This is a genomic window from Bradyrhizobium genosp. L, assembly GCF_015624485.1.
GTDB lineage: Bacteria > Pseudomonadota > Alphaproteobacteria > Rhizobiales > Xanthobacteraceae > Bradyrhizobium.
The window spans coordinates 7391315-7401610 of the sequence record NZ_CP061378.1 but is presented as its reverse complement, the minus strand read 5'-3'; the positions used below and the strand labels follow the sequence as shown (position 1 = coordinate 7401610).

At 63.9% G+C, this 10296-nt stretch carries 10 protein-coding genes; 6 read left to right on the top strand and 4 right to left on the bottom strand.

What is annotated here, in order from left to right:
* Positions 1-1197: 1197 nt before the first annotated feature.
* On the bottom strand, positions 1198-1464 hold the full coding sequence (gene rpsT, locus IC762_RS35145; protein ID WP_195786630.1) for a 30S ribosomal protein S20: 267 nt from the start codon (positions 1462-1464) through the stop codon (positions 1198-1200).
* Positions 1465-1829: 365 nt separating this feature from the next.
* Here rpsT and IC762_RS35140 point away from each other — a divergent pair, with 365 nt between their 5' ends.
* The 3 genes from IC762_RS35140 to IC762_RS35130 all read left to right on the top strand — a co-directional run bounded on the left by IC762_RS35140 (position 1830) and on the right by IC762_RS35130 (position 3850).
* Positions 1830-2147, top strand: a complete 318-nt coding sequence (locus IC762_RS35140; protein WP_195786629.1) for a hypothetical protein — start codon at positions 1830-1832, stop codon at positions 2145-2147.
* A gap of 116 nt (positions 2148-2263) precedes the next feature.
* The gene (msrA, locus tag IC762_RS35135; protein WP_195786628.1) at positions 2264-2920 is read left to right on the top strand and encodes a peptide-methionine (S)-S-oxide reductase MsrA; all 657 of its coding nucleotides are present in this window, start codon (positions 2264-2266) and stop codon (positions 2918-2920) included.
* 255 nt (positions 2921-3175) lie between these two features.
* Positions 3176-3850: a polysaccharide biosynthesis/export family protein gene (locus IC762_RS35130; RefSeq protein WP_195790430.1), complete on the top strand. Its 675-nt coding sequence runs from the start codon at positions 3176-3178 to the stop codon at positions 3848-3850.
* Between the two features lie 105 nt (positions 3851-3955).
* Here IC762_RS35130 and IC762_RS35125 read toward each other — a convergent pair whose 3' ends face one another.
* From IC762_RS35125 to IC762_RS35115, 3 genes are all read right to left on the bottom strand, one after another.
* The gene (locus IC762_RS35125) at positions 3956-4630 is read right to left on the bottom strand and encodes a dienelactone hydrolase family protein (RefSeq protein ID WP_195786627.1); all 675 of its coding nucleotides are present in this window, start codon (positions 4628-4630) and stop codon (positions 3956-3958) included.
* 137 nt (positions 4631-4767) lie between these two features.
* Complete coding sequence (locus tag IC762_RS35120; RefSeq protein ID WP_195786626.1) at positions 4768-5109, bottom strand: hypothetical protein; 342 nt, start codon at positions 5107-5109, stop codon at positions 4768-4770.
* Positions 5106-5876 (bottom strand): alpha/beta fold hydrolase, encoded by a 771-nt coding sequence (locus IC762_RS35115; protein WP_195786625.1) that lies wholly within the window; start codon positions 5874-5876, stop codon positions 5106-5108. Before IC762_RS35115 ends, IC762_RS35120 begins: the two co-directional genes overlap by 4 nt.
* A gap of 287 nt (positions 5877-6163) precedes the next feature.
* Between IC762_RS35115 and IC762_RS35110 the strand changes: the two genes are divergently transcribed.
* The 3 genes from IC762_RS35110 (at position 6164) to IC762_RS35100 (ending at position 10238) form a co-directional block, all read left to right on the top strand.
* A complete protein-coding gene (locus IC762_RS35110) occupies positions 6164-6655 on the top strand; it encodes a (2Fe-2S)-binding protein (RefSeq protein ID WP_044586245.1) in 492 nt (163 codons plus the stop codon).
* Complete coding sequence (locus IC762_RS35105) at positions 6652-8934, top strand: xanthine dehydrogenase family protein molybdopterin-binding subunit (protein ID WP_195786624.1); 2283 nt, start codon at positions 6652-6654, stop codon at positions 8932-8934. The genes IC762_RS35110 and IC762_RS35105 overlap by 4 nt, the downstream gene beginning before the upstream one ends.
* 209 nt (positions 8935-9143) lie before the next feature.
* Positions 9144-10238 (top strand): HD domain-containing phosphohydrolase, encoded by a 1095-nt coding sequence (locus IC762_RS35100; protein ID WP_195786623.1) that lies wholly within the window; start codon positions 9144-9146, stop codon positions 10236-10238.
* Positions 10239-10296: the final 58 nt, after the last annotated feature.

Here is a 10296-nt window from a genome sequence, read left to right as displayed (position 1 = left end):
TTGCCTTCGTACTTTTCCAGACTGAGTGATTGTTGTTGGTGAAATCGCCGGGCGCGCTGCCTTGCCGCGGCGGGACCTCCAGCGGGGCGCGATCTGCTCCAGACAAAACTCTCCCGTGTGGCGACAACGCGCCACCCGTCAGATCAGCCGTTTGGAGAAGATGCGTCCCGCGAGGTCAGCGCGTACTCGACGGTCTCTGCGGGTGAGAGCCGATGTCCGAGGGAGCGATCACGGCACCATTGGAAATCTGCACTGTAGCTGTCGTGGTGTCGACTGCAGTGATGATACCGTAAGGCATAAGTCCTCCCCCTCCCACCGCGACGTATCGCGGCAAGCTATCAACTCGCTTGTGTCTTCAAATTCGATCTGCCGTCACCGAACACCAAAGATGTCCGGCACTGCGCCGCCGCGTATCTACCTCAACCCGTCCGCTCGCTTCGCGTTCCGCGTCACCAGATTCCGACGATCCTACCCGGTCTCTCTTGTTCGATGCACCAAGAAAATTGGGCACATCGCCGGAGAAATTTTGACACAGGTCAACCGTCCTCATATCGCTATGAGTTGACAATCTAGCTTCGCTTGGAGAGCGTCGCTAACGCGCACACCGCCGCCGATCTGCACGTCCGCCCTTGGGTCTCAAACCGCGCTGATCTGGAGAGCCGTGGGCGTCGCGGACAAGAAATAAATACACCAAGCGGATTTTCTTACAATCCGTGGATTCGACGGAGTTCGCGAGTCTTCGCGACTGTTGCGACGCTGCAAATGCAAGGCCGCGAAACCAAGCTTCTGAATCTGCGCACAGATTCCTCCGTGTCACAAAGCGCGGTGTAATACTAAAAAATTTTCATAGAAAATTTACATTTGCTCTTGCGACGGTCGTTTTTCCAATCGCTCGTCGACACTATGCAGATAAGGCATTCGCGAAGCGTCATTTTTCTCGGTTACTTTTGCAGGGTAACCCCGAGCGCATTTGTCGGCACAGAATGCCGCACTGCGCAGCTTAGCGTCGTGCGATCTGCGCGCGGCCTGTAGAACTACGGACATCATTAAGCATGATGTGCTGGTTCACCGCGCGCAAATGCGCGAACGGTTCTCGTGCGACGAAACTTCTACGACAAAAACAAGAAGCCCGGCGCGAGCCGGGCTTCGTGACGAATTTGTTTTCTGATCAGTTCAACCGGCGAGTTGATTGCCGAGTCACTTCGCCAGCTTCGCGATCTGATGCGACAGGCGCGACACCTTGCGGCTCGCCTGGTTCTTGTGAACGATGTTGCGCTGCGCTGCCTTCATCAGTTCGGGCTCCGCGTGCTTCATCGCCGTCAACGCCGCCTCGCGGTCGCCGCGCTTGATCGCCTCCTCGACGGTGCGCACCGCGCCGCGCATCTGGGTGCGCCGCGACTTGTTGACGATGGTGCGGCGGGCAATCTTGCGGGTCGCCTTCTTGGCGGAGGTGGTATTGGCCATGGTCTCAACTGTCCTTCGGCGGTGATCGCCCAGTGGTCGGGCTGCTCGGCACCGGCCGGTTCAAATCTCTGCTGTGTTGTCCAGGGTGTTCTTGAGGCGGCCATGCCGGGAAGCAAAACCTTGCCCCGCATGCGGCCCTGTCCAAAGAACAGCGGCCCAAAGAACAGCGGCGGCAGGATTGCGCCTGCCGCCATTGGCCGGTCTTATAGATGGCGCTGACAGCAGCGTCAACGCTTTCCGGACCCAAAAAGCGGCTGAAATCGGGCTTGCCGCGCCCGGATAAGATGCTGAAGAGGTTGAATTTCCGGAGGGCGCCCGGTATGGCCTGACGGGCTTTGGGGCGCGACAGGGAGCTTGGGTGACGCATGATCCGCGGTTTTTTCCGTCTTATTGGCCTCGTGCTGCTGGCGGTCGGATTCATCTTCCTGGTCTATGACGGCGCGCGCTATGTCGCCGACCAGACCCTGCGGTTCACCCAGTTCGGGCAGTTCTGGAACGACATCAACCAGTCGAGCCAGCAGGCATTCCATGCCTGGGTCGACCGCATGGCGCCGTGGGTCTGGAACGATGTGATCCGCCTGCTGCTGGAACAGCCGGTGTTCGCGGTGCTCGGCATCGCCGGCATCCTGCTGATGCTGCTGTTCCGGCCGCGCAAGCCGCTGATCGGCTACGCGCGGGACTAGGCAGTCGCGCCTGCCCGGTAACGGGGCTGCCATCATCTGCGTAAAGACATATATAGGTGACAGCCGGCCCGCAGGCCGCCGCCCGCGTCGGCCGATGTTCTGCCCGGAGGGTATCCATGTTGTTCATGCGCAAGACCACTGCGTTGCCGAGCGCCGCCGAGGCGCTGCCCGGCCGCGCGACGCCGATCCCGACCGCGACCACGCATTTCGTCAACGGCAGCAAGTTGCAGCCGCCGTATCCCGACGGCCTCGAGCAGGCCGTGTTCGGGCTCGGCTGCTTCTGGGGTGCCGAGCGCAAGTTCTGGGAGCTCGGCGACGGCATCTACACGACCGCGGTCGGCTATGCCGGCGGCCACACCCCGAACCCGACCTATGAAGAGGTCTGTTCGGGACGCACCGGCCACACCGAGGTGGTGCTGGTCGTGTTCGATCCGAAGAAGATCTCCTACGAGAAGCTCTTGAAGACGTTCTGGGAGAACCACAACCCGACGCAGGGCATGCGACAGGGCAACGACATCGGCACGCAATATCGCTCGGCGATCTACACCTTCAACGACGCGCAGCGCAAAGCGGCTGGCGAGTCGGAGGCGATGTATCAGAAGGCGCTGGCCGGCAAGGGCCTCGGCGCCATCACCACCGAGATCGCACCGTCGGGCGCGTTCTACTTCGCCGAGGACTATCATCAGCAGTACCTCGCCAAGAATCCGGCGGGCTATTGCGGGCTCGGCGGCACCGGCGTGTCCTGCCCGATCGGCGTCGGCGTTACCGCCTAGCCCGTCACTGCGAGCGAAGCGAAGCAATCCACCCCGGCACGGGGATAGAAATAGGATTGCTTCGTTCGCTTCGCTCCTCGCAATGACGGAGATTCAGCATTTCCAGCGCCTCACCGGCCCGCGAAAACCCTTTATTAACCATAACCGGTGCATGACTGAAGCTGTCTCGTTTTGAGGGATGGTCAGGTGCGGGTTGTGCGCGCGTTACGATTGCCGATCACTGCCGTTGTGGCTGCGCTCGCGCTGTCGGGCTGCATGAGCACGAGCGGGCCGGTGGCCGTCGCTCCGCAAGCCAGCCTCGACTCCGTCGCCTATGGCCAGGTCTACGCGCCGGCCCCGGTCGCCAATGGCGGCGGTGGTGCGATCAGCGCGCTGCAATCGGCGTTCGCCAGTTCCCCCCGCGGCTACGTCGCGCCTGCGCCAGCGCCGGTGGTCTATGCCGCGCCGGCGGTCGAGCCGGTCGCCTACGACAATTCCTATCACCTCGGGCCCGGCGACAAGCTGCGCGTCGTGGTCTACGGCCAGGAAGGCCTCACGAACTCCTATTCGATCGACGCCGCGGGCTCGATCACGATGCCATTGATCGGCACGGTGCCGGCGCGCGGCCGCACCCCGGCTGGGCTTGCCGCCGAAATCACCGGTCGGCTGCGCAACGGCTACATCCGCGAGCCGTCGGTGGCGGTCGAGATCGAGGCCTATCGTCCCTTCTTCATACTGGGCGAGGTCGCGGCACCCGGCCAATATCCCTACGTGCCGAACATGACGGTCGAGAGCGCGGTGGCGATCGCCGGCGGCTTCGGGCCGCGCGCCAAGCGCGACAGCGTGACGCTCACGCACAGCGACGCGTCCGGCTCCGGCCGTTTCGTGGTGCCGCTCGGCACACCGATGGCGCCCGGCGACACCGTGTTCGTCGGCGAGCGCTGGTTCTGACGAAGGACACCGTCCTTCGTCATTCCGGGGCGATGCGCAGCATCGAACCCGGAATCTCGAGATTCCGGGTCTGGTGCTAACGCACCATTCCGGACGCCTTCGGCGTCACTTCTTCAAATGCTTCGCAAAGAACTCCAGGCTGCGCGGCCAGGCGATGTCGGCGCTGGCCTTGTCGTAGCTTGCGCGCTCGTCGCAGTGGAAGCCGTGCTGGGCGCCGGGATAGATGAAGATCTCGACCTCGGGCCGCTTCGACTTGATGGTCTCGACGTCGCTCAGGGGAATGCCGGAATCCTTCTCGCCGAAATGCAATTGCGCCGGCACCGTTGGCTTGTCGTCGGCAAAGCGCGCGATGACGCCGCCGTAATAACCGACCGCGGCCGACAGCCCGTTCAGCTTGGTGGCCGCCGCATAGGCGATGCTGCCGCCGAGGCAGAAGCCGATGATGCCGACCGGGCCGGCCGACTTCACCGCATCGATCGCGGCCTGGGTGTCGCGCAGCAGCGCGGCCCAGTCCGGATTGGCGACGAATTTTCGCGCATTGGCGATTTCATCCGGCGAATAGCCGCTCTGGAAGCCGGGTTCGCTGCGATCGAAGATCGACGGCGCGACCGTGACATAGCCTTCTTTCGCTAGCCGGTCGCAGACCGAGCGGATGTGGTGGTTGACGCCAAAAATCTCCTGGATCACGACGACCGCGCCCTTCGGCGCACTGGCCGGGTCGGCGCGATAGGTGCCGAACTCAAAACCGTCGGATGCTTTCAGCCTGATGTCTTGTCCCATGGTCCATCCTTGTCAGTTCGGGGGTTGCATGAAGGTTTAGAGCATGATCCGGAAAAGTGTGGCGCGGTTTTCCGAGCAGATCATGCGCAAACAAAGAGCTAAAGCGCGATGACGATTCAACCCAATCTCATCGCGCTTTAGCGCCACATCCAGTTCTCGCCCCAATCGCCCTTCCAGCCGGCGAGCCGGCCTTTGCGGAATTGCAGATAGAGACGGTCGCGGTGCGTGACGAGGCCGCTGCCGCCGAGATCGCGGAAGGTCAGGAAGACCTCGTCGCCGGGCCGGCCGCGGATGTAGGTGAAGGGTGTACCGAGCGCGCGCTGCGCGGTGTCGACGTCCATGCCGAACACCAGCGGCGTGTTGTTCGACAGTGTCGCGGTGAAGGTGTTAGGCTTGGTGACGAACGGCGGCAGCCTCTCGGCGCTGGCGGCAGCTCTCGCGCCCGTGGCCAGCAGCACGGCGATGACGATCGCTTTCATGATGCGCTCTCAAGACCCGCGAGGAACGGCAGCACGGCAGCGATGAAGGCTTGCGGCTGGTCGATGTTGACGGCGTGGCCGGCATTCGGGATCACGGCCTTCTGCGCGCCCGGGATTTTCGCCGCCATGTAGTCGGAGGCCGCCAGGAACGGAGTGTCGTCGGCGCCGACCACGACCAGCGACGGCACCTTGATGTCGGGCAGCGATTCGATCACCCGCGCGTCGCGCTGCGCCAGCATGCCCCGCGCGGCATGCGCCAGGCCCTTGGCGTCGCGATGCGTGACCGAGGCGCGTTCCGCGCTCAGGGTCTTCAGCACCTCGAGCCCCTCGCGGTCGAACCGGTCGCCAGTGTCGCGGGCGCGCGCGTTCCAGGCCTCGCGCGCATCGTCTTTCTTGAATCCCGGGCCGGTGTCGATGATCAACAGCGCCCGCACCCGTTCCGGGTGGGCGCGACGGAACGCCAGCGACATGTAGCCGCCGAGCGACAGGCCGCCGACGATCGCCTTGTCGGCGCCAACCGCGTCGAGCAGGGCGGCGATGTCGCCGACGGTGTGCGCCTCGCCATAGGCCTCGGGATTGTCGGGGTAGTCTGACAGCCCGTGGCCGCGCATGTCCCACAAGATCAGCTTGTGATGCCTGGACAGCGCTTCGATCTGGCCGTGCCACATCGCGGACGTCGACGAGTAGCCATGGGTGAGGATCAACGGTGGGCCGCTGCCGTGAACCTCATAATGGAGCGTGACACCGCCGCGGTCGAGCTTGGCCATTCGAGGGCTTCCTTCTGCTGTCGATACCGGGGCCGGCCGCGCTACCGACCTTGGTAGGAGCTATCGATACGGCATCACCACTGGCATTTCAAAAGCTTCATGCCATTGCCGCGGCGCACAACGGGAGCCTGCCGAACTTATTTGGTTCGAGCAATTCCAAATTGGATTGCCTCCAGAAAGGAACCGGATCATTGTTTCGGCAACTGTCGCTTACCCGGTGGGCGCCAGCCATGACCCAACAGTGAGTTGCCGCCGTAAGCGGCTTCCTACACCGGAAGGGGAGAGAGATGCCAAATCTCAATATCAACGGGCGGAATATGTCCGTCGAAGCGGCCAATGATACGCCGCTGCTTTGGGTCATCCGCGAGCAGTTGCAGATGACCGGCACCAAATTCGGTTGCGGCGCGGGCCTCTGCGGCGCTTGCACGGTCCACCTCAACGGCGAAGCAGTGCGGTCCTGCCAGACCTCGGTCTCCGATGCCGTCGGCAAGAAGATCACCACCATCGAAGGGCTCTCCGCCAAGGGCGATCATCCGCTGCAGAAGGCCTGGATCGCCGAGCAGGTGCCGCAATGCGGTTACTGCCAGTCCGGCCAGATCATGCAGGCGGCCTCGCTGCTGTCGAAGAATTCCAACCCGACCAAGGAGGAAGTGGTCGCGCATATGGACGGCAATCTCTGCCGCTGCATGACCTATTCCCGGATCCAGAAGGCGATCATGCGTGCCGCGGCCGATATGCGCACGGCGTCGGCCACCGGCAGCGAGCGGAGGCCCACATGAACAAGCACGTGAAGAACCTCGCCCCCGAGACGACCGACCTCAGCCGCCGTTCCTTCCTGGTCGGCACCGCTGCAACCGGCCTCGTGCTCGGCTACGCCGCCGTTCCCGGCATCGATCAGGCGCTCGCCGCGCCGTCGAATTTCGAGCCCAGCGTCTGGTACGCGATCGCGCCCGACGGGCTCGTCACCGTGACCTGCGGCAAGGCCGATATGGGCCAGCACATCGCCTCGACCATGGCGCAGATCGTCGCCGAAGAACTCGGCGCGAACTGGAAGGACATGCGGGTCCAGCTCGCCTCCAACGATCCCCGGTACAACGATCCGGTGCTGGGCGCACAGATCACCGGCGGCAGCTGGTCGACGATGATGAACTTCGATGCGATGAGCCGCGCGGGCGCCGCCGGCCGCATGGCATTGAGCGAAGCGGCGGCCGCCTCGATGGGCGTGCCGGCCTCCGAGCTCGTGGTGCGCGATTCCGTGATCAGCCATCCGAAGTCGAAGAAGTCGATGACCTTCGCCGACGTGGTCAAGAGCGGCAAGGCGACCAAGACCTTCACCGCGGACGAGCTGAAGGCGATCAAGCTGAAGACGCCCGATCAGTACACCATGATCGGCGTCTCGGTTCCGCAGATCGACATTCCGTCCAAGACCAACGGCACGGCGAAATACGGCATCGACGTGATGCTGCCGGGCATGGTCTATGGTGCGCTGGTGACGCCCCCGGTGCGCTACGGCGCCACGGTGAAATCGGTCGACGACAGCGCCGCCAAGAAGGTGCCGGGCTTCATCAAGGCCGTCACCCTCGACGACAAGACCACCACCACGACCGGCTGGGTGGTCGCGGTCGCCAACACCTACGCCAACGCCAAGAAGGCGGCGGCGGCGCTGAAGGTCGACTATGACGGCGGCCCGAATGCGAAAGTGTCGAGCGAGTCGCTGATCACGGAGGCCAAGCGGCTTCAGGGGCTCGACGATTCCGGCCAGTTCTTCGTCAAGGACGGCGATCCGAAGGCGGCGTTCGGCACGGCGGCCAAGGTGTTGGAGGCGGAATACACCACCAACATCAACATCCACGCGCCGATGGAGCCGATGAACGCCACCGCGGAGTTCAAGGGCGACATCCTGCACATCTATTCCGGCAACCAGTTCGCGACGCGTTCCGGCGCGATCGCGGCTGGCGCAGCCGGGATCGATCCCAAGCAGGTCGTGATGCATCAGATGTGGCTCGGCGGCGGCTTCGGCCGGCGGCTCGACGCCGACATGATGGTGCCGGCGGTGCAGGCGGCCAAGGCCGTCGGCAAGCCGGTCAAGGTGATCTATACCCGCGAAAACGACATGACGATGGATTTCTCGCGGCCGCTCACCTATCAAAAAGTGAAGGCCGGCGTCGATGGCGACGGCAAGCTCGTCGCGCTCAGCCACGACGTGGTCTCGGCCTGGCCGACGGCGCGCTGGGGCATCCCCGACTTCCTGTCGCCCTCGGTCGACAAGAAGGGGCCGCTCGATGCCTTCACGGTGAACGGGGCGGACTTCTTCTACACCGTGCCCAACCATTACGTGCGAGCGATCAAGAACGAGATGGCGCACAACGCCACCCCGTCGGGTCAGCTGCGTTCGGTGGCGCCGGGCTGGACCTTCTGGGCGGTCGAAAGCATGATCGACGAGATCGCGCATGCGACCGGCAAGGATCCGGCGTTGTTCCGCGTCGAACTGCTCGACGGCAAGGGCAAAAACGACGGCGGCGCGCAACGCCTCCGCAACACCTTGCTCGCGGCGATGGGGCTTGCCGGCTACGGCACCAAGAAGCTGCCGCAGGGTGAAGGCATGGGCGTGTCCTGCGTGTCGTCGCAGGAGCGCGCCACGGCGAGCTGGACCGCCTGCGTCGCCCATGTCGCGGTCGCGCCATCGGGCGAGGTGACGGTGAAGAAGCTGACGGTCGCAACCGACGTCGGCACCCAGGTACATCCCGACAACATCCGGGCCCAGGTCGAGGGCGCGGCGCTGTGGGGCATGTCGCTGGCGCTGTTCGAGAAGGCGACGTTGAAGGACGGCGGCATCGAGCAGACCAACTTCGACACCTACACGCCGTTGCGGATGAGCCAGATGCCGGAGATCGCGGTCACCGTCATCGCCAATGGCGAGAAGGCGACCGGGGTCGGCGAGCCCGCGGTGACGGTGGTGGCGCCGGCGATCGGCAACGCCGTCTTCAACGCGGTCGGCGCCCGCGTCCGCGGCCTGCCGATCACGGCGGAAGCGGTCAAGGGCGCGATGAAGGCATAAGCATCTTCAACCACCCAAAAAAAGATCATCCGCCGGGTCGATTCCCGGCGGATTTCTTTTTGAAGCACGCCTGATTTTGCTGGCGGATTTCGCGGTGCTTCAAATTGTAGCCATTGCGCTCAACCGCCGTTCAGCATCCCCATTAAGGCGGAGGGAACGCATCGTCGGCTAGCGTCGGTTGCGTCGGGCGATACCGCGACGGGGATGTCATGACTGCCTTAGCCAAAGAGACTTCGAAGCGCCGTTTGCTGCTGGCGTCAGATCGGAGCGATCAGAGCAACGAACTCGCCACCATCCTGCGCTCGGTCGGCGAAGTCGACACCATCGCGACGTCAGACATTCCCGAAGCGCCGGCCCGCGATCTCTCAGGCATCGTGGTCGACATCAATTTGCGTTCGCCAGAGAGCGTGCAAATGGTGCGCGCCAAGCTGCAGGCCGATGCCTACCGCGAGATGCCGCGGCTGTTCGTGCTGGCGGACGCGCTGCATCACGCCTCGATGCAGGCCTGGGCGCTCGGCGCCACCGACACGATCTCGCGGCCGTTCGATGCCCGCGGCATCCTGCAACGCATCCGCGCCGCCTTTCCCGACGACAGCGGCTATGACGAGACCGACCGCGGCAAGGCGCTGAACCGCGGCGTCGAGGCCGCGCATGCGGTGATGGTCAAGATGTTCGAGCGGATGCGTGTCGGCGAGCCGCTCAAATATGACGACATCGTCGCCGCCGAAAACAAGATCCTCAAGGCGATCAGGCACAATTCGTTGCGCGAATGGCTGACCACGGTCGGCTGTCATCACCAGGAGACCTACCGTCACTGCCTGTTCGTGACCGGCTTTGCGGTGGCGTTCGCGCAGCATCTCGGCATGCGTGAGGACGACCAGCGCAGGCTGGCCCGCGCCGCCCTGTTGCACGATGTCGGCAAGGCCTTCGTCCCGGTCGCGCTGCTCGACAAGCCCGGTGTGCTGACGGTCGAGGAAATGGCCGAGATGCGCGAGCATCCGCGCCGCGGCTATGAGGCGCTGTCGGCGCAGGGCGGCTTCCCGCCGGAAATGCTCGACGTGATCCTGCATCATCACGAATTCCTCGACGGCACCGGCTATCCCAACGGCCTTAGCGGCAGCGAGATCAGTGACATCGTCCGCGTCACCACGATCGTCGACGTCTATGCCGCGTTGGTCGAGAAGCGCGCCTACCGGCTGCAATTCACCCACGCCAAGGCGTTCTCCATGATGGAGGAGATGACCGGCAAGCTCGACCAGCAATTGCTGCAGGCATTCCGCCCGGTGGCGTTCGGGCATTATTGAGGTCGCTGTCGTTCCGGGGCAACGCGCAGCGTTGAACCCGGAACCTCGAGATTCCGGG